Here is a 19,303-nt window from a genome sequence, read left to right as displayed (position 1 = left end):
CTCTTTAAAAATGACGAAGCTTGCGCTTCATTCAAAAATTGTAAAACTTATTTTTGCCTCATCGTTCAGTTTTCAAAGTTCGTCTGTCGTTCTTGACGACTTAAATATCTTAACAAGCTATTAACGAGAAGTCAATATCTTTTTTAGATTTTTAAAACCGCTCTCGGCGACGTCTATTAATATATCAATAAAACTTTAAATGCACAATAACTTTTTCAGAAAAACTTTAAATTATTTTTCAGTCTCTGCGTTTTTTGTAGGAAATGATGAACGCGTTTCTAGTTCCCTCATTATATAGAGAAAAAAGTGACCGTTGAATGGACCTAACCATTCGGCATATAAAAAGGCGAGATGGAATATCTCGCCTTACGATCTTAAATTCGAAAGTGAAACTTTGCGTTGCTTCGCCTCTTTTAAATAAAAGAAGTACAATGCTTCCGCTTGTTTAACTTGCGCTGCTAATTCCCCAGTGTCTTCGATACTCACTTCAAGTATGTGACGTTTCGATTCGTACTTCTCCTTAGCATCTAACAGCTCTAACAAAAATCGTTGGTCATATCCGTCTCGGAGAGGTTTGCGAAACCATCTCATAGTTCGCGTCTACCTTCCATCGCTCTTGATAAGGTCACTTCATCCGCATATTCTAAATCGCCGCCTACAGGTAAACCGTGCGCCAGACGCGTTACACGAATCCCAGTCGGTTTTAACAGCCTGGACAAATACATTGAAGTCGCTTCCCCTTCGATATTCGGGTTAGTCGCCAAAATCACTTCACTAATCGCTTCATTCTCTTGAAGGCGTGTCAACAAACTCGATACGTTAATATCTTCAGGGCCAATCCCTTCCATTGGACTAATCGCCCCATGCAAGACATGGTACTTCCCACGATACTCTCGCATCTTCTCCATCGCAATCACATCTCTAGAATCTTGAACAACACAGACCACCGTCTCGTCGCGATGGGAATCCGTACATATCGCGCATGGGTCAACATCTGTAATATGCCCGCATACCGTACAATATTTAATATCACGCTTAGCGCTGACAAGAGCCTTAGCGAACGTCAGCACATCGTCTTCTTCCATATCTAATACGTGGAATGCTAGACGTATGGCAGTTTTCGGACCAATGCCCGGCAATTTGGTAAAGCTTTCAATCAAACGTCCGATCGCTTCAGGGTATTGCAACTCACATCTTTCCTTTCTTCACTTAAAAGCCTGGAAGGTTCATCCCTTGCGTAAAACGTCCCATTTTGTCATTAACGAGTTGGTCAGCTTGCTTCATCCCGTCGTTAACTGCTGCCAAAACAAGATCTTGCAACATTTCGACGTCATCTGGATCGACAGCATCTTCAGCGATGATGACATCTAGCACTTCTTTATGTCCACTGACGATAACTTTTACCATGCCGCCACCTGCCGTACCTTCAACAGTCAAGTCTTTCAATTCTTCTTGAGCTTTCGCCATATCTTTTTGCATTTTCTGCATTTGCTTCATCATATTGTTCATGTTTCCCATTCCACGCATGTAGAGCGCCTCCTTTTAAACTTCTTCAATTTCAACGACGTCACCGAAACGTTCAACGGCCTTCGAGACAAGTGGATCTTCTTCAACCACTTCCTCTTCTTTATGATCCGAACGTTCAGCTTGTTTACGAAGGATGAACTCATTCTTCAACTCAACCCAATCGGTCTCTAGTACGGCCATGATTTCTCGACGAATTCCCGTCACTTCAAACAAGGCTTGTTCAATCACGTCTCGCGTGCGACCGTTCGAGCTAACTTGCTCGTAGTGCCACGTCATCCCATCTTTAAATTGTACCAGTAAGGTGTCACTAGCACAAAGCACAGCCTCACTCTCATAGAATAGTGCAAAAATTGGACCATCCTGCGTTCGGATATTCCCCATGATATCTTCCCAGCTATCACGTATTGCGTTTAAATGCTGTCGTTCCGCTCGTTGCAATAATTGACGGATGCGTTCCTTCGGGACTCGAATTTGAGTTCGCTTGGCAACTTTAGGTTTCTCTGTTGTTGCTTCCGCTGCAGGGACTCCCGTTTTTTTGACCTCACTCAACTCGCGACTCAGTTCACGGACCTGCTCTTGAAGTTGTTTCATCTGTTCTGTCATCGTCCGCCCTTGTTCGGCGATACGAATAAACGTTAGTTCTACCAAAACTTTCGGATGATTCGATAATCGCATCTGTTGCTGACAATCATTCAACTCTTCAATCACTTGGAATAGCTCATCTGTCGACGTCGCTTCAACAAATTGTCGGAACGTCTCTGTCGGACGAGCGCGTTCGAGTAAATCGACCGCTTGAGGTGAGGCCTTTAATAGTAAGGCGTCACGATGAACGAATACGAGATCTTCAATGAATCGCTTCAAATCCTTACCTTCACGCAGCATCGTTTCCAACGTAGTCAAAATTTGATCAAGTTGCTTTTGCTGTAAGCCGTAAGCCATATCGAGCAGAGCATCATCCGTCACCGCGCCGGTCACTTCTAGCACAGCGTCTTCGGTCAAACGGCCATCGCTAAAAGCGAGCGCTTGATCGAGTAGGCTGAGTGCATCGCGCATCCCACCATCTGCAGCACGGGCAATCAGCTTGAGCGCCTCTGGATCATAGTCATAATCTTGATCGTTCAAGATATATGCCATACGTGTCTGCAATTGACCGACTTCATGCCGTTTCACATCAAAACGCTGACAACGCGAGATGATCGTTGCTGGAATTTTATGCGGTTCTGTCGTCGCCAAAATAAAGATGGCATGCGCCGGCGGTTCTTCTAACGTCTTTAACAAGGCGTTGAAGGCACCTGTCGAAAGCATGTGCACTTCATCGATGATATATACTTTGAAGCGCGCTTGAGAAGGCGGATATTTGACCTTATCCCGGATTTCTCGAATCTCGTCGACCCCGTTATTTGAAGCCGCATCGATTTCAAACACGTCCGGGCTTGTCCCTTCCGTGATTGCAATACAAGTCGGGCACGTATTACACGGCTCTCGTGTAGGCGCCGTCTCGCAGTTGATGGCTTTCGCGATAATTTTCGCCAGACTTGTCTTCCCGGTCCCTCGTGGACCCGAGAACAAATAGGCATGTGACATTCGTTCCTCAAGCAACGCATTTTGAATCGTGCGTGTGATATGAATTTGACCGACAACCTCTTGGAACGACTGCGGACGATAAACCCGATACAACGCTTGATACGCCATGTCCCCGCCTCCTTTCTTCCTTACATTCTCTATTTCATCATACAAAAAAATCTACAACCCTGGGGCCGTAGATTGAAGTTATTAAATAAATCTGCCGCGCACCGATTTCTGAAAGCACGTCAATGTGCGTTACTCATGCAGTTTGCTCGGCCCAAGCACCCCTGCGGCACACGGTACGTCACCACTTAAGGCTGCTTCCTTCCGGACCTGACCTGGTTCATGGGTGACCGTTGCGCAGGACTCAGACGTCAACGCCACTTACACGAGGACAGGCCACACCAATGCACTCCCTCGAATCGGAATTCAGTCTCGCTATAGCGGATTGCGAGTTACAGGGCACCGCTACCTCCCCGCCTAGCACGGCAAATGGGTAAATGAAGTTAGGCACCACGTTGAGTGCTATTACATTATACTGTTTAATCAGATGGGTTGCAACCTCTCTGTTCAAGCCGCGCCTGCTTCTTCCGTTCTCTAAGGTTTCGGAAGAAGCTCGTCAGCAACTCGCCACACTCTTCTGCTAAAACATTTTCGGTTACTTCGGCTTGGTGATTGAAGCGTTCGTCTTGAACGAGGTTCATGAGCGTCCCACAACATCCACCCTTCGGATCGCGGGCACCAAAGACGACCCGCTTCACACGAGACAGCACGATGGCCCCTGCACACATCGGACACGGCTCTAACGTGACGAACAGTTCACAATCCTCTAAACGCCAATTGCCGAGCGTCTGGTTTGCCTGCTCAATCGCAATCATCTCGGCGTGGGCCGCTGCCAACAAGTCGGTTTCCCGACGATTATGACCGACGGCAATCACCTCATCACCTTTAACGATGACGCATCCGATCGGGACTTCGCCGATTGCTTCCGCCTTCTTTGCTTCTTCAATGGCATGCCTCATAAATCGTTCATCTCGTTCCATATACACACTCCGTTTCTAATCACTTATTATGAAAAAAAATGAAAATCATTTCGCTCGCCCTATCCACTTCATTGTATGCTAGAATGGAACTTGCACTTTGGATAATGGAGGATGACATCATATGTTTATAACGGTAGAGGGACCGATTGGTGTCGGGAAAACGTCACTGGCCCATATCATCAGTCAGCACTTTTCAATGCAGATGCTGAATGAAATTGTAGAAGAGAATCCGTTTCTCGGCAAGTTTTATGAAGATATCGACGAATGGAGCTTCCAAACGGAGATGTTCTTCCTTTGCAATCGCTTCAAGCAATTAGACGATATCCACAAACACCACTTGAGTCAACAGCAATCCGTCGTTTCTGACTATCATATTTTCAAGAACTTAATTTTCGCTCACCGTTCCCTGAGACCAGCTCATTTGAACAAATATGAGCAAATCTATAAGATTTTGACACACGATATGCCGAAACCTGATGTCGTCATCTACTTACACGCCAGCATCGAGACGTTAATGAAACGTGTCGCCTTGCGTGGACGTGAAGTAGAAGAGAACATGTCTCGCGATTACCTCGAACAGCTCGCTCATGATTATGAAACGTTTATCGAATCATACCGCGCGACGCATCCCGAAGTGACGATTCTTTCGTTTAGCGGAGATGAGCTCGACTTCGTCCAAAATCCGGATGATTTGACGCACGTCCTCTCGACGATCGAACGTGAATTAGAATTGACTAAAGGAGCAAAAATCAAATGACGCTGAATGAAAAATATAACATTCCGAACGATACGATCATCACGATCGGTGGAATGGTCGGAATCGGTAAATCAACGATCACGAACTCACTTGCCGATGCCCTCAACTTCCGCACTTCACTTGAGAAAGTAGACACGAACCCTTATCTCGATAAATTTTATCATGATTTTGAGCGTTGGAGTTTCCACCTTCAAATCTATTTCTTGGCTGAACGGTTCAAAGAACAGAAGAAAATCTTCCAATACGGCGGCGGCTTTATCCAAGACCGCTCGATTTACGAAGATACTGGCATCTTTGCCAAGATGCACTATGAGAAAGGGACGATGTCTCCAACCGACTACGAGACGTACTCAAGTTTGTTTGAAGCGATGGTACTGACACCATTCTTCCCACACCCTGACCTTCTCATTTATCTTGAAGGCTCATTCGAGCAAGTACTCGACCGCATTCAAATGCGCGGGCGCGAGATGGAACAACAAACACCGATCACATATTGGGAAGAGATGTACGCTCGTTATACGGAGTGGATCAACAACTTCAACCTTTGCCCTGTACTTCGTCTCTCAATCGAAGAGTATGACTTGATCAATGACCCTAACTCGGTTGAACTCATCTTGGAGAAAATCGAGAAACAATTGACGATCGCTCGCGAAGCGAAAGTCAGATAAGTAAAGAAGGTGCACCGCTCGCTTGAGCGGTGCACCTTCTTTTTATGTGTGGGCGATATGAGGTTTCCGGTACGTCGGCGTCTTCCGAGCTTTTCGGAAACCGTCGATGGAATCAAACACTGCTGCCAAAATCGTGATGGCGACGACCAATCCAAATACCCAATCGAACGAGAGCACGCCGTTCGGAACGTTCGTCTCGATCCAGTTCAAAAATCGCGGGTCGAGTAACTGTGGGGAACTGGCCATCCAGATGATGAACGTTGCCGAGGCAATATTGTAGATCAAATTAAACGAAGCGAGCGCATACGTCCAATGTCCGTTCATCCATTTCCATACCCCAAGTACGACTTGAAGCAAGATGACGGTCACAAATAACCAAATCACACCCATCAGGAACGTTTGATTGAAGATGGGAGTGATCATCGTGAACCCCGCGTTCGTAGATTCATAAATCCCTAGTAACTGTTCGGCGTTAATATACACGCCAAACCACACAGCTGTCCAAAACAACCCAAACCCTGCGTCAAATTTACTGATTCGACCGCCCTTCACCCGTTCTTTCAGCTTGGACACATCCCATTTCATATCTGGCGCCGGTACATCATCAGGTGCATAGCGCTCAATCAAAAAGAAGACGAGCGTAATCCAAAACACGAGCTGAATCCCGACCTCCCATAGCGCATCGAACATGTTCGTCAAAAATGTGCCGATCGTCGGCATAAGCGGTCCTGAGAACGTCGGCATGCTAGACAACACGAGACCGAAGAAAACGACAGCTAAGACGATTGGAACGACAAGTTTAATTACGGTCACATACATTGGGAAAAAGCGTGGTCCGATGACATACTGTCCTTCCTTATAACGTGCGGCAACGACGGTTGGATGCCCACTCTCTTCTAACACTCGTTTCACGTCCGCCTCAGTCGGATGTTCGGGCAATGCAAGCTCAATCGATTGCCGAATCGAGGTAGCCGCCTCCTCGCGCCGTTTCGGAGGAACATGCCGTACGACCTCATCGATATACATCTCAATCCAATCCATGACGCTCATCTCCTTCCTTACGCGCCACTATAGTCTACTCTATGTAGATTCCCGGTTTACGCGCGGCTTAGCCAGATTTCGTCGGATTGCCACAAACAAAAAAGCCGCAGACCGGAGTCTACGACCATAAAAAAAACGCATCTGCCCATGCAGATGCCAAAACAAGCGGAGTTGGTGGGATTCGAACCCACGCGAGCCTTACGACTCCTAACGGATTTCGAGTCCGTCCCCTTCAGCCGGGCTTGGGTACAACTCCAGGCTTAAAAAAGTGTAAAAAAAAGAAAGTGGAGGAGGTGGTGGGATTCGAACCCACGCAGGCTATTACACCCCTGACGGTTTTCAAGACCGTTCCCTTAAACCACTTGGGTACACCTCCAAAAAAAATATGAAATTGTTGAGCCTCCAAAAATAAAAATGGAGGAGGTGGTGGGATTCGAACCCACGCAGGCTATTACACCCCTGACGGTTTTCAAGACCGTTCCCTTAAACCACTTGGGTACACCTCCAAAGCTCATATACAATTGGTGAGCAATCATCTCGCTCGACATGATTTATAGTATCAACTTGGCAAGCAGATGTCAAACCCTTTTGTGCAAAAACATTAAAAAAACCAAAAAAATCCCGCCTGAATGATCCGTTTCAGACGGGTTGGTTTGTTCATTAGTGAGGCATTTCAATTTTCTCGATACCGCCCATATATGGACGTAGCACTTCTGGAATGACGACTGAACCGTCAGCCTGTTGGAAGTTCTCTAAAATCGCAGCGACGGTCCGGCCGACAGCGAGACCAGATCCGTTAAGCGTGTGGACGAATTCCGGCTTCGCGTTCGCTTCGCGACGGAAACGGATTCCGGCCCGGCGCGCTTGGAAGTCTTCAAAGTTCGAGCAAGATGAAATCTCGCGATACATCCCTTGCGCCGGCATCCATACTTCGATGTCATATTTCTTCGCAGCCGTGAAGCCGAGATCGGCCGTACACATGCTGAGCACTTGATATGGGAGACCGAGACGCTTAAGCACTTCTTCAGCGTGGCCCGTCAAGAGCTCGAGTTGTTCATAAGACTCTTCAGGTTTCACGAACCGGACGAGCTCTACTTTGTTGAACTGATGCTGACGAATGAGCCCACGCGTGTCGCGACCAGCTGATCCCGCTTCTGAACGGAAACAAGCGCTATACGCCGTATACGTGATTGGAAGTTGGTCTTCCGTGATGATCTCGTCACGGTGCATGTTCGTTACCGGAACTTCTGCCGTCGGTACGAGGAAATAGTTCGTATCCGCCACTTTGAATGCGTCTTCCTCAAATTTAGGAAGTTGTCCCGTCCCGGTCATCGCGTCGCGGTTGACCATATAAGGAGGGAGCACCTCAGAATAGCCATGTTCATCGGCATGCATATCCATCATGAAGTTGATGAGGGCACGTTCGAGACGGGCGCCGAGACCTTTATAAAAGACAAACCGGCTGCCTGTCACTTTACCCGCTCGTTCCACATCGACAATTTTCAAATCTTCCATGACGTCCCAATGTTGTTTGAGTTCGAATTCGAACGTCGGTTTTGTTCCGACTTCACGGATGGTGACGTTATCGTTTTCCGTTTCTCCAATCGGCGTTGATTCGTGCGGGATGTTCGGGATACTGAGGAGAATCAAGTTCAATTCGGCCTCGACTTCACGCAACTCTTCATCGAGCAATTTGATTTCGTCCCCGAGGCGACGTGTCTCGAGAATCGGTGCATCCGCATCTTGTTTGTTGCGTTTTAATTCCGCAATTTGCTTCGTCGCTTCATTTCGTTTCGCTTTCTTCACTTCAACCTCATTGATCAAGTTGCGGCGTTTCTCTTCCAACTCTGGGAAACGGTCAAGCGCACTCAAATCCTCGCCGCGATGAGCTAGCTTCGTTTTAATCTCTTCAAAATCTGTTCGTAATCGTTTAATGTCTAACATTCATTATTCCTCCTTTTTCACATAAAAAAGGTGGCACGCCCCTTTCCCGTAGGAAAGGGACGAACCACCTTGGATCCGCGTTGCCACCCTCGTTGCCCGAAATCGGGCCACTCGATGCACGTAACGTGTGCGTAACGTGACTTGTTTCCAAGCCAATGCTCCGAGGCCGATTCGGTTACATCATCCCACTAGTTTGCACCAACCACTAGCTCTCTGTCAGTAGATGACCGTAACGTACTTTTCCCCATCATTGCATCTGTCATTGAATTAGTTTTACTTTACAACATCTCAACTCTATCGACAAGACTCAGTTTTCCGAGCACGAGTCGAATCTCATCTAAAAAGTCCGAGAAGGCACGTGTCATGCGTGTCAAAAACGACGCCATCTCAACCGGTTCGGCCGCAACGAGCGTTCCTTTAGGTGGAAGTTCACCATCTAGATACCGAACGCTTCCAGAAGGCTCGATGGTGACGGTCCCGACCTGTTGATCGGCCGCAATTGGGGCTTTCGTATCCGGAAGATCGTAAGTCGGTTCAGGTACATCCTGCCCTTTCTCGACGAGCACTTCAAAGGCCGACGTCGTGCGCACTTTCGCTGTCTCGACCGCACCTTCAGCGACATGGAGCGTCGCCGGGACGATTTCGCCTGTCCGTAAAATCGGGGTTAAGACGAAGTCTCCATATGCATAGTCGTGAAGAGCTTTCGTGGCAGTATAACGCCCTTGATCGGTCTTCGCTCCGAGAACGACCGACAGCACGGTACGTCCATCTCGCGTCGACACGCCGATGAAGCAGTAACCGGCATCGTCGGTCGTGCCCGTTTTGAAGCCAAGCATGCCCGGATAGGCTAAATCTCGACCGGCGAGCATCCGATTCGTCGCTTCGAAGCGGATCCCGTCGATGTCGACAAACGCTTGTTTCGTCACATCGAGCACTTCCGGGAACTTCGTCAAATACGCCAAAGCGAGCATCATCAAATCATTGGCCGATGTCAAATTCTCCCCTGGACGTCCCGCTGACACAGAGTCAAGTCCCGATGCATTGGCGAACGTCGTTTGGGTCATGCCCAGTTCGGTCGCCCGTTCGTTCATTTTCTTCACGAATACCCCTTCCGAACCAGAGACGGCCTCGGCCAATGTGACCGCTGCCTCGTTCGCGGAACGAATCAACGCCACATCGTAAAGTTCTTTTACCGTGTACGGTTTATTGACGAGCGGAATCCGAGCCAATCCTGGTTTTCGGGTCAGCGCCAACGCCTTGTCGCTCGGGGTCACTTCTTGGTTCCAACTGAGGTCACCCGCTTCGATAGCTTCTCGGACTAAAAATGCGGTCATCAGCTTCGTGATTGATGCCGGAGGAAGCATGGCGTCCTCTTCTTGTGAGAACAGGATTTGTCCCGTCGTCATGTCCACAAGCATCGCGCCGGTCGCATCAACTTTAGGTGCCGCCGATGCATCCGTCGGCACGATCATATTTAAAAGGATTGCCCAAACGAGCATCCATCCGATCCATCTTTGTCTCACGGTCTTGCCCCTTTCTATACGTATCTCGTTACAGTGTAGCAAAAAAACACATGAAAAAGGCTCCCTATTTGCTAGAGAGCCTTTCAATCAGACGAGTTGTCGCTTCGTCGCTTCAACCATGTCCAAGAAATAGCGGTGCATCGACAAGTCGTCCGTCAATTCCGGGTGGAACGAGCAGGCCATATACTTGTCATACCGAACCGCGACAATCGCTTCCTCGACCTCGGCGAGCACCTCGACGCTCGCTTCGACCGATGCGACTTGCGGCGCTCGAATGAACACTGCTTCGACAGCGTCATCGATTCCATTGACAGTCAAATCGACTTCGAAGCTGTCAACTTGTCGTCCGAACGCATTTCGTTTGACCGTCATTGGGATTTTACGCAAGTGCGCATCATATCCTTCAACTTCGGTCGCGAGCAAAATCAAACCAGCGCACGTTCCAAACATCGGCAACTCCGTATTCTCACGTAACGGCTCGAGCAATTCGTACCGATCGAGTAGGCGACGCATCGCCGTGCTCTCCCCACCCGGTAAGACGAGTCCATCGATTCGATTTAAGTCATCGACCGAGCGGACGACGAGTGTATTCGCACCAAGTGCTTCGAGCATATGGACGTGTTCGCGAATCGCACCTTGCATTCCGAGTACACCAATCGTGGTCATCTTACCAACCTCGCGGTGCCATGAGTTCTTCTTGTTTGAGCGTACGGACGTCGAGCCCTTTCATCGCTTCGCCGAGTCCTTTTGACAAGTGCGCGATGCGCTCATAGTCATCATGGTATGTCGTCGCTTCAACGATGGCACGGGCAAATTTCTCAGGGTTCTCCGCTTTGAAGATTCCTGATCCGACAAAGACGCCGTCCGCTCCGAGGTGCATCATGAGTGCCGCATCGGCTGGTGTCGCAATTCCGCCTGCTGCGAAGTTGACGACCGGGAGGCGGCCTGCTTCACGGATTTGCATGAGTACTTCAAACGGGGCACCAAGGTCACGCGCTTCCGTCATCACTTCGTCGATGCTCATTGAGAGCAAGCGTTTCACTTGGGCTTGAACCGTACGCATATGACGAACCGCTTCGACGATGTTTCCCGTTCCCGGCTCACCTTTCGTCCGGATCATCGCTGCCCCTTCGCCGATGCGGCGTGATGCTTCACCAAGGTCACGCGCGCCACAGACGAATGGTGCGTTGTAGTCACGTTTGTAGAGGTGGAACTCTTCATCAGCAGGTGTCAATACTTCGCTCTCGTCAATGAAATCAACCCCCATTGATTCAAGGACACGTGCTTCCGCGATGTGACCGATGCGGCACTTCGCCATGACCGGTACCGATACCGCACCCATGACGTCTTCGATGATTGTCGGGTCGGCCATCCGCGCGACGCCACCCATTTTACGAATATCTGAAGGTACGCGCTCGAGTGCCATGACGGCAACTGCACCTGCTGCTTCAGCAATTTTAGCTTGCTCTGCGTTGATAACGTCCATGATGACGCCACCTTGTTGCATCTCGGCCATACCGCGTTTTACTTTGTCTGTCCCTACTTGTCTCTTTTCCAAATGGATCCCCTCCAATAAGCTAGTCTACTTGCAAGTATAAATTGATTTGACTATATTGAAAGTGCCAGTTTTATATTTTTTGAAGTGGTCAGTTTAAACAAAGGACTTCATTTCCTGATTCTCGAATGTTGTAAAGATTAAAGGAGATGATGGAATGGATCAATGGAACAGTCGTGACGAAGCGCATGAGCGCAGTTTTTTTGGAAAAACGGGAATGGTCTCGCTCCTCTTCGTCATCGGATTCGTACTTTATCTTTTCTTTGGCTGACTAGAAAGGACACACCATGGATATGCTCACGTTCTCACTCGAGGCTGACTCGAGCGTCCCGTTGTATGAACAACTCTATTTGCACATTCGACAAGCCATCGTCGATGACACCCTCACCACCGGGACAAAACTTCCGTCCAAACGTAAGTTAGGCGAGTTTTTAGATGTATCACAAACGACAGTCGAACTGGCTTATGCTCAGCTGCTCGCGGAAGGATACATCGAGTCGTTGCCACGCAAAGGCTTCTACGTGTTACCGCAAGAAGAACTGTACGTCCGGCGCGGCAGTAGCGTCATCGAACCGCTCCCGGTGACAAAAACATATGACTTCGACTTATATCCGAGTCAAATCGATACGACCGCCTTCCCGTTCGAACGTTGGCGCCGGCACTTAAAACAAGTCGTCTCGGAAGAACATCACGATTTGCTGTCACTTGGCTCTGTACAAGCCGATTTCGTCCTTCGTCAAGAGATTGCGACCTATCTCTATCATTCGCGCGGCGTGCATTGTTCTCCCGAACAAATCGTGGTCGGATCAGGAACCGAGCAACTGTTGCCGCAGTTGTTAGAACTGCTGCCGGATACGACGACGTTCGGCATCGAGGACCCCGGTTATCCGCTGACTCGGCAACTGTTTGCTCACCAGCGCCGGACGTTCATCCCGATTCCTATCGATGAGAGCGGCGTCCGTGTCGACTTGGTGGAGCAAGCAGCCATCGATGCCCTTTATGTGACACCGGCCCATCAATTCCCGACCGGAACGATTTTATCGGTCAGCCGGCGCCAACGTCTGCTCAACTGGGCCTCAGAGCGACAGACGTATGTGATCGAAGATGATTACGATAGTGAGTTCCGTTATAGCGGTAAACCGATCCCCTCTTTGCAAAGCATGGACCAAAACGAGCGGGTCATCTACTTGAGCACATTCTCTAAATCATTGATGCCGTCCTTGCGCATCGGGTATATGGTGCTCCCCCCTCCGCTGTTGAATCGCTACCGGGAACGTTATCGTCACTTCACATGCAGCGTGCCCCGCTTCGAGCAACACACGTTGGCCGAATTTATGGCGACCGGTGATTTTGAGAAACATCTGAACCGGATGCGTAAAACGTATCGACGTAAACTTGAAATCATCATCGCCGCCTTCAAACCGTACGAACCGATTGTCTCCATCACAGGGGCGAGCGCAGGCCTTCATGTTGTGCTATCTGTCCAAACGACAAAGTCGAGCGAAGAATTAAAACGTCTGGCCGAAGCCGCGAGTATTCGAATCAATGCGATGACCGATTATCGCATCAACTCAAGCGATACGGTCCCACAGCTTTTATTCGGGTTTGCCGCCTTATCTGAAGAAGTATTACCCGCTGCCGTCAGTGCACTCATGTCGTGTTGGAACATTGAGAAAGGAAGAGATGGATGAAACGGTCACGCTATTTCGTCGGTGGTCTCCTCTTATTAATCGGTACACTCCTGTTATCCGAATCGTGGTGGAAAGATCAACTCGCGACGTGGAACAGTCAACAAGTGACCGCCGAGATTCAACCGAAACAGCCCGAAACCGGCGAATTTGAGTTTTCAAACGTCGAGCCATTATCTTGGGAAAAACTATTGACTGTGCGCAATCGGTTTCACGAATTACCGACCCTGGGTCTCATTTCCATTCCAGATGTTAACCTCGAACTGCCCATTTTATATGGCCTCGATAACGAGAACTTGGCTGTCGGTGCCGGAACGATGGATCCGTCCCAGCACATGGGGACCGGAAACTACGCACTTGCCGGCCACTATACGCAAAGCCCGACCGCACTGTTCGGGCCACTCCATACCCTCGACATCGGCATGTCCATCTATGTAACCGACATGAAGCACACGTTCCAGTACGAAGTTACTTCCCTAGAGACTGTCCCCCCGACACAAGTTGATGTACTCGAACCAACAACTGAACCGACGATTACGCTCGTCACGTGTACGTTCGATGCGACGGAACGGTTGATTGTGAAAGGACGCTTCGTGAAGCAAACGCCTCTCTAACCGATAGGCGTTTTTATTATTTTTCAAAAAACATATTGTGAGCGCTTACATATTCAGCTAAACTATTACTGAAACCGTTTGCACAATTTTGACAATTCGTTGCCCTGTAGACGACACATTCCATGAAAGAGGTGCTTTATGAAGAAGAAAGCGGCACGACAGACGACCACGTTACTTTTATCATCCGTTCTCCTCATCCAAGCCGGCGTCCCGATGAACGCATTGGCCGAGCCTGCGACAATCTCGATTGATGGCTTAAAAACGGATTGGGCGAACACGCCAGCGCTCGCCACATCCCCACAGGCGGGTTGGCAAGGATTCGATTTAGGAGACGTCTATCTGCAGAACGATGCACGTAACCTTTACTTTTATGTGGATGCGAACAACGTCCCGAACTGGGGCGACAATGGTCAGTACATAAATATCGCCCTCCAAATCAATGAACAAGATTCAGGCGTAGCGACAAACCCGCTTGGCTATCCGTTCAACTTTAGCCAAACCGATAAAAAACCACAGTATCATATTTTACTTCGCGTCGATGGCGACACGTCAGTAAAAGAAGCTGCTCTGTATGAAGCAGGTAAATCCACACCACTCGCAAACTTAAGCAACTTGAACGGCGCCTCGTTTGCTATTGACCGCACGAAAGGATTTGAAGGCAAAATCCCATTGTCCCTGCTTGGCCTAAGCAACGAGGATACCGTTCGGGTCCTCACGGTACTCAGTGGGAATAACGCTACCGAGCATGGTGCGTTCGACACGATTCCAAGTAATTCGGCCAACAAAGTCGCCGATAGTTGGAACGTTTCGGCTACTCCGTCGACACAATCGGTATATAGCCCAGCCTTCACGTTAAGCGGTGTCGAGACGGTCAGTCAACTCGAAGTGACAGCAGTCACACCGGCCAATCAATCGGAACAAGTGGACATCAAATCCCCAATCACTTGGACGTTCAATGAGCCTGTGTCGTTAGACGCTTCGAACATCAGCTTGATGAATGGCGAGACAGCTGTACCGTTCACGGCTGAAGCGAGCGGATCGACAGTGACCGTCACACCGACCGAAGCACTCGGCTTGAATCAAACATATACCGCCATCCTTCCCGCGGGCGCTGTGAAAGGAAACCTGTCGAACACGACGTTACCAGCATTGACGACGTCATTTAAAACCATCACTGAAATCGCCGATCCATGGAAAACACAACGCTACATCGAGATGTTGTACGTCCGGGCCGACAACGATTATACCGATTGGAATTTATGGACGTGGAGCACTGGTGCCAAAGATGGCCAAGTAAATCCATACAAAATCACTGAAGAAGGTGCCGTCTTCCGTATCCCGGTCGGAAAAGATGCGACCAACGTAGGCTTTGTCATCCGCAAAGGCACGGATTGGGCCGTGAAGGATGGTTACGGGGAAGACCGTTATGTGAAACTCGGCAATGATCGAGTCACAAAGGTCGTCGTCGAGAGCGGAAAAGGAACGTTCCACCAAGTACCGACGATTCAAGGGCCCGTGTTTGAAGATGGTGCCGTCACGTTCTTCTACCGTGACAAAGCATTGTATGAAGAAGGACAACTCGATGAAATCGACAGCGTCGCGTTAAAAGTCAATGGCACGACATACCCGATGACTTATGAAGCGAAGAACGAATGGTTCCGTCATACGGTAAAATTGCCGGAAGGGGAGCATGATTATACATTCCTTGTCACGAAAGACGGTGTCACGACTGAAGTGAAAGACCCTTACTTTGAGGCGTCGAGCGTTGAATATCGTCGTCCCAACGTCAAATTGACCGCTTCTGTTGCTCCAAAAGCGATTAGTTCTCGAGAAAACGCGGTCGTCCAGGTGAAGCCGACGTTGCCAAAAGGTGTCCAATTACGAGAAATGTACATCGATGCCCGTCCACTCGGTGGACCAGCCAAACTAGCGGTCGACCCGGCACTGAACAAACAGACGATTGCAGTGAAAGATACTGTCAAACCAGGCAATAAGTATTTGACGATTACGGCGATCGACCAATACGGAAACGTTCATAAGACGAAAACATCGTTGACGGTCCGACCGGTCTCCATGAAAGATAAGCAAGAATTTGATTGGGACGAGGCTCGGATTTACTTCATGCTGACCGATCGCTTCTATGACGGGGATAAAACGAATAATAACCCGAATGGTGAATACTACGACCAAGACCATCTTGAGTCGTATCACGGCGGCGACTTTGCCGGCGTCACGAAAAAACTCGACTATTTGGACAAGTTAGGTATCAATACAATTTGGATCACACCGATCGTCGACAACATTGATTGGGATCTTCGTTACGGTAAAGACGGCTCACAGTACGGCTACCACGGCTATTGGGCGAAAAACTTCGAAAAACTCGATGAGCATCTTGGGGATATGAAGGCGTTCCATCGTCTCATCGACGAAGCAAACGCACGTGGCATCAAGATTATGGTCGACGTCGTCCTGAACCACCCTGGCTACGGCATGGAACCAGGAGCTGTGGACACGGGTGCGACAAACTTCCCGACAAATCAGGAACGTAAAGCGTTCGAGGGGATGATTCGTTCGAACCCGGTCGATGGGGATGATTTAAAAATGTCACTCTCTGGGCTGCCAGACTTTAAAACAGAGGAAGCAGCTGTTCGTGAACAACTCGTCAAATGGCAGACAGATTGGGTTAAACGCTCGAAGACGAAAAAAGGTAACACTATCGACTACTTCCGCGTTGATACAGTCAAACACGTCGATTCGACAACATGGAAGTCGTTCAAAAACGAGTTAACGGCACTTAAACCAGACTTCAAGATGATTGGAGAACATTACGGCGCGAGTGTAAACAACACGGGCGGTTACTTACAGAGCGGCCAAATGGATTCGCTACTCGACTTTGACTTCAAATATCAAGCTGAGCGGTTCATCAATGGGAATATTGATGACGTTGAGAGTGCGCTCCAATACCGCAACACACAACTCTCGAATGAAGCGACGCTCGGACAGTTCCTCAGTAGTCATGACGAAGACGGTTTCCTCGTATCACGTGCCGGAGGAGATGAAGGAAAACACATGGTCGCCGCTTCGCTTCAAATGACGGCGAAAGGTCAACCTGTCATCTACTATGGTGAAGAGGTCGGTCAGTCAGGAAAACATGCCTTGGATATGGATAAAGGCGAGTTCAATGAAAACCGTTATGACTTCGACTGGAAGCGAGTCAAAGGAGAAGGCAAAGCGATGCACACGCACTACCAGAAGCTTCTCAATATTCGTGCTGACTATTCGAAAGTATTTAGCAAAGGAACACGGGCCGTTATCTCGGGTGGGTCTGCGAAGGGATATTCTGTCTTTGAACGAAAACACGGCAAGGACTCGATCCTTGTTGCCTTGAATACGACAGAGGCGAAGCGGACGATTACGTTCCAAACGAACCTTAAGTATAAGACGAAACTTGTCGATCGCTATAGTGGTCGAAACTATGTGGTCAAACGAGATGGCAAAGTCACGGTCAGCTTGCCTGCGCAAGATGATGGCGGTACAGTCATTCTTGTCAACAAAGCTAAAAAATAATAATAAAAAGCCGTTGCCTCTGAATCGAGACAACGGTTTTTCGTTTAACGTGAGTAGTTTGGAGCTTCTTTAGTGATATGAACATCATGTGGGTGGCTTTCTTGCAAGCCAGCCCCTGTCATGCGGATAAACTGCGTATCTTCGCGTAACGCCCGAATGTCAGCTGCCCCACAATAACCCATTCCTGAGCGAAGGCCACCGATGAGTTGATACACCGTATCTGCCAACTCGCCACGATAAGCGACACGACCTTCAATACCTTCCGGCACGAATTTCTTGTCCGCTTCTTGGAAGTAGCGATCTTGGCTTCCACGTTTCATCGAGGCTTCAGAACCCATTCCACGGTATGTTTTGAACTGACGTCCTTGATAGATTTCCATCTCACCTGGACTCTCTTTCACACCAGCGAGAAGACTACCGAGCATGACCGCATGACCACCAGCCGCAATTGCTTTCACGATATCACCTGAATACTTGATTCCACCATCGGCAATGACTGTGACACCATGTTCTCTAGCTTCTGTGACACAATCGTATACCGCTGTGATTTGTGGAACGCCGACACCTGCTACGACTCGTGTCGTACAGATTGACCCTGGGCCAATCCCGACTTTGATGACCGATGCACCGGCTTCAATCAAAGCCCGTGTTGCTTCGGCTGTCGCGACATTCCCTGCAATAATCGGGAGTGTCGGGAACATGTCACGTAACTCTTTTACTTTCTCAATGACGCCGGCTGAATGCCCGTGAGCTGTGTCTACCACTAGAGCATCGACACCAGCATCGACAAGGATTTGAGCACGCGATGCGGCATCTTTCGTGACACCGACGGCGGCTGCAACGAGTAAGCGACCTTGTTTGTCTTTCGCTGCGTGCGGAAACTGTTCGACTTTCTCAATATCTTTTGTCGTAATGAGACCTTTTAACACACCTGAATCATCAACGAGCGGTAATTTTTCAATCCGATGTTGATGAAGAATGCGTTCTGCTTCTTCAAGGGACGTCCCTACTTTTGCGGTGACGAGGTTTTCCGTTGTCATGACATCCGCAATCACTGTCGAGTAATCTTTAATGAAGCGAAGGTCGCGGTTTGTTAAAATACCGATCAATTTGCGTTCGGTTTCCGAATTAACGATTGGAACACCTGAGATACGGTATTTACTCATCAAGTACTCTGCATCGTACACTTGACGCTCAGGCGTCAAATAGAATGGGTTTGTGATGACGCCGTTCTCCGAGCGTTTAACGCGATCGACGTGTTCTGCCTGCATCTCCATCGACATGTTTTTATGAATGACTCCTAGACCGCCTTGGCGTGCCATAGCGATGGCCATCGGTGCTTCTGTGACCGTATCCATACCTGCACTGATGATTGGTACGTTCAACTCTAGACCTTCACAAAGTTTAGTGCTCAAACTCACATCTCTTGGCAAGACATTTGAAAAGCGCGGTACGAGTAACACGTCATCAAACGTTAATCCTTCTTTTGCAAACTTGTTTTCCCACATAAAAATCGATTGCCCCTTTCCCTATCGGACCCGAATCTTTGTTTCGAAATATTTCTGTAATGGTAACAGGTATAGAGCGAAAGTGCAATTCAATTCACGATGTTCAGAAAGTTCAGAATTGTGTTCGTTCCATTCACTTTCATCTTTTAATGTTCGGAATTAGATTGTATGTGTCGCTTACGAATAAAAAATTTAATGACAATCCACAAAAAAAGACGACCAAGCGGATGCTTGATCGTCTTTCGCGTTGGCCTGGCAACGTCCTATCCTCACAGGGGGAGACCCCCAACTACTTTCGGCGC

16 protein-coding genes, 3 tRNA genes, 1 other RNA gene and 1 other annotated feature are annotated in these 19,303 nt (G+C 48.8%); of the genes, 5 read left to right on the top strand and 15 right to left on the bottom strand.

From position 1 onward, the window contains the following. Window positions 1-366: 366 nt before the first annotated feature. The 6 genes from KNP74_RS14580 to tadA form a co-directional block, all read right to left on the bottom strand. Window positions 367-591 carry a YaaL family protein gene (locus tag KNP74_RS14580; RefSeq protein WP_214764693.1) on the bottom strand — a complete coding sequence of 75 codons (225 nt, stop codon included), beginning with the start codon at window positions 589-591 and terminating at the stop codon, window positions 367-369. Beyond that, a complete protein-coding gene (gene recR, locus KNP74_RS14575) occupies window positions 588-1,187 on the bottom strand; it encodes a recombination mediator RecR (protein ID WP_021065285.1) in 600 nt (199 codons plus the stop codon). Before recR ends, KNP74_RS14580 begins: the two co-directional genes overlap by 4 nt. A 22-nt stretch (window positions 1,188-1,209) precedes the next feature. Next, window positions 1,210-1,527, bottom strand: coding sequence for a YbaB/EbfC family nucleoid-associated protein (locus KNP74_RS14570; RefSeq protein ID WP_034781885.1), 318 nt, complete (start codon window positions 1,525-1,527; stop codon window positions 1,210-1,212). Window positions 1,528-1,542: 15 nt separating this feature from the next. Next, entirely contained in the window at window positions 1,543-3,219 is a 1,677-nt protein-coding gene (dnaX, locus tag KNP74_RS14565; RefSeq protein ID WP_214764692.1) for a DNA polymerase III subunit gamma/tau, read from the bottom strand. A gap of 94 nt (window positions 3,220-3,313) precedes the next feature. Next, an RNA gene (gene ffs, locus KNP74_RS14560) (signal recognition particle sRNA large type) lies at window positions 3,314-3,582 on the bottom strand. 53 nt (window positions 3,583-3,635) lie between these two features. Next, window positions 3,636-4,136: a tRNA adenosine(34) deaminase TadA gene (tadA, locus tag KNP74_RS14555; RefSeq protein WP_214764690.1), complete on the bottom strand. Its 501-nt coding sequence runs from the start codon at window positions 4,134-4,136 to the stop codon at window positions 3,636-3,638. A 121-nt stretch (window positions 4,137-4,257) separates the two neighbouring features. On the opposite strand from tadA, the gene KNP74_RS14550 reads away from it, so the two are divergent. Together KNP74_RS14550 and KNP74_RS14545 are read left to right on the top strand one after the other, a co-directional pair. After that, window positions 4,258-4,893 carry a deoxynucleoside kinase gene (locus KNP74_RS14550; protein WP_034781893.1) on the top strand — a complete coding sequence of 212 codons (636 nt, stop codon included), beginning with the start codon at window positions 4,258-4,260 and terminating at the stop codon, window positions 4,891-4,893. Beyond that, a complete protein-coding gene (locus tag KNP74_RS14545; RefSeq protein WP_021065290.1) occupies window positions 4,890-5,561 on the top strand; it encodes a deoxynucleoside kinase in 672 nt (223 codons plus the stop codon). The genes KNP74_RS14550 and KNP74_RS14545 overlap by 4 nt, the downstream gene beginning before the upstream one ends. Before the next feature lie 42 nt (window positions 5,562-5,603). On the opposite strand, the gene KNP74_RS14540 is transcribed toward KNP74_RS14545, so the two are convergent. The 8 genes from KNP74_RS14540 to pdxS all read right to left on the bottom strand — a co-directional run bounded on the left by KNP74_RS14540 (window position 5,604) and on the right by pdxS (window position 11,627). Next, window positions 5,604-6,602 (bottom strand): hypothetical protein, encoded by a 999-nt coding sequence (locus tag KNP74_RS14540; RefSeq protein WP_214764689.1) that lies wholly within the window; start codon window positions 6,600-6,602, stop codon window positions 5,604-5,606. 166 nt (window positions 6,603-6,768) lie between these two features. Further along, window positions 6,769-6,858: transfer RNA gene (locus KNP74_RS14535), tRNA-Ser, on the bottom strand. Between the two features lie 29 nt (window positions 6,859-6,887). After that, window positions 6,888-6,978, bottom strand: a tRNA-Ser gene (locus KNP74_RS14530). Between the two features lie 39 nt (window positions 6,979-7,017). Continuing rightward, window positions 7,018-7,108 (bottom strand) — tRNA-Ser (locus KNP74_RS14525). 154 nt (window positions 7,109-7,262) lie between these two features. Then, window positions 7,263-8,546 (bottom strand): serine--tRNA ligase, encoded by a 1,284-nt coding sequence (gene serS, locus KNP74_RS14520; RefSeq protein WP_214764688.1) that lies wholly within the window; start codon window positions 8,544-8,546, stop codon window positions 7,263-7,265. Between the two features lie 52 nt (window positions 8,547-8,598). Further along, window positions 8,599-8,806, bottom strand: a binding site (T-box leader). An 18-nt stretch (window positions 8,807-8,824) separates the two neighbouring features. Continuing rightward, entirely contained in the window at window positions 8,825-10,069 is a 1,245-nt protein-coding gene (locus tag KNP74_RS14515; protein ID WP_371816345.1) for a D-alanyl-D-alanine carboxypeptidase family protein, read from the bottom strand. A gap of 87 nt (window positions 10,070-10,156) precedes the next feature. Next, the gene (gene pdxT / locus KNP74_RS14510) at window positions 10,157-10,735 is read right to left on the bottom strand and encodes a pyridoxal 5'-phosphate synthase glutaminase subunit PdxT (RefSeq protein WP_214764687.1); all 579 of its coding nucleotides are present in this window, start codon (window positions 10,733-10,735) and stop codon (window positions 10,157-10,159) included. Window position 10,736: 1 nt separating this feature from the next. Then, a complete protein-coding gene (gene pdxS, locus KNP74_RS14505; RefSeq protein WP_214764686.1) occupies window positions 10,737-11,627 on the bottom strand; it encodes a pyridoxal 5'-phosphate synthase lyase subunit PdxS in 891 nt (296 codons plus the stop codon). A 284-nt stretch (window positions 11,628-11,911) separates the two neighbouring features. On the opposite strand from pdxS, the gene pdxR reads away from it, so the two are divergent. The 3 genes from pdxR to KNP74_RS14490 all read left to right on the top strand — a co-directional run bounded on the left by pdxR (window position 11,912) and on the right by KNP74_RS14490 (window position 17,493). Next, complete coding sequence (pdxR, locus tag KNP74_RS14500) at window positions 11,912-13,315, top strand: MocR-like pyridoxine biosynthesis transcription factor PdxR (RefSeq protein ID WP_214764685.1); 1,404 nt, start codon at window positions 11,912-11,914, stop codon at window positions 13,313-13,315. Beyond that, a complete protein-coding gene (locus KNP74_RS14495) occupies window positions 13,312-13,926 on the top strand; it encodes a class A sortase (protein WP_214764684.1) in 615 nt (204 codons plus the stop codon). Before pdxR ends, KNP74_RS14495 begins: the two co-directional genes overlap by 4 nt. A gap of 138 nt (window positions 13,927-14,064) precedes the next feature. Beyond that, window positions 14,065-17,493 carry an alpha-amylase family glycosyl hydrolase gene (locus KNP74_RS14490; protein ID WP_214764683.1) on the top strand — a complete coding sequence of 1,143 codons (3,429 nt, stop codon included), beginning with the start codon at window positions 14,065-14,067 and terminating at the stop codon, window positions 17,491-17,493. Between the two features lie 44 nt (window positions 17,494-17,537). On the opposite strand, the gene guaB is transcribed toward KNP74_RS14490, so the two are convergent. Next, entirely contained in the window at window positions 17,538-19,001 is a 1,464-nt protein-coding gene (gene guaB, locus KNP74_RS14485; protein ID WP_034781919.1) for an IMP dehydrogenase, read from the bottom strand. Between the last annotated feature and the right edge of the window lie 302 nt (window positions 19,002-19,303).

The sequence above is a fragment of the Exiguobacterium sp. s141 genome, assembly GCF_018618085.1.
GTDB lineage: Bacteria > Bacillota > Bacilli > Exiguobacteriales > Exiguobacteriaceae > Exiguobacterium > Exiguobacterium mexicanum_A.
The sequence above is the reverse complement of the archived record's forward strand: the minus strand, read 5'-3'. Positions and strand labels throughout refer to the sequence as shown.

Coding starts and splice junctions, on each gene's coding strand:
- KNP74_RS14580 (WP_214764693.1), bottom strand. CDS start 591: ATGAGATGGTTTCGCAAACCTCTCCGAGACGGATATGACCAACGATTT.
- KNP74_RS14570 (WP_034781885.1), bottom strand. CDS start 1,527: ATGCGTGGAATGGGAAACATGAACAATATGATGAAGCAAATGCAGAAA.
- dnaX (WP_214764692.1), bottom strand. CDS start 3,219: ATGGCGTATCAAGCGTTGTATCGGGTTTATCGTCCGCAGTCGTTCCAA.
- tadA (WP_214764690.1), bottom strand. CDS start 4,136: ATGGAACGAGATGAACGATTTATGAGGCATGCCATTGAAGAAGCAAAG.
- KNP74_RS14550 (WP_034781893.1), top strand. CDS start 4,258: ATGTTTATAACGGTAGAGGGACCGATTGGTGTCGGGAAAACGTCACTG.
- KNP74_RS14545 (WP_021065290.1), top strand. CDS start 4,890: ATGACGCTGAATGAAAAATATAACATTCCGAACGATACGATCATCACG.
- KNP74_RS14540 (WP_214764689.1), bottom strand. CDS start 6,602: ATGGATTGGATTGAGATGTATATCGATGAGGTCGTACGGCATGTTCCT.
- serS (WP_214764688.1), bottom strand. CDS start 8,546: ATGTTAGACATTAAACGATTACGAACAGATTTTGAAGAGATTAAAACG.
- pdxT (WP_214764687.1), bottom strand. CDS start 10,735: ATGACCACGATTGGTGTACTCGGAATGCAAGGTGCGATTCGCGAACAC.
- pdxR (WP_214764685.1), top strand. CDS start 11,912: ATGGATATGCTCACGTTCTCACTCGAGGCTGACTCGAGCGTCCCGTTG.
- KNP74_RS14495 (WP_214764684.1), top strand. CDS start 13,312: ATGAAACGGTCACGCTATTTCGTCGGTGGTCTCCTCTTATTAATCGGT.
- KNP74_RS14490 (WP_214764683.1), top strand. CDS start 14,065: ATGAAGAAGAAAGCGGCACGACAGACGACCACGTTACTTTTATCATCC.
- guaB (WP_034781919.1), bottom strand. CDS start 19,001: ATGTGGGAAAACAAGTTTGCAAAAGAAGGATTAACGTTTGATGACGTG.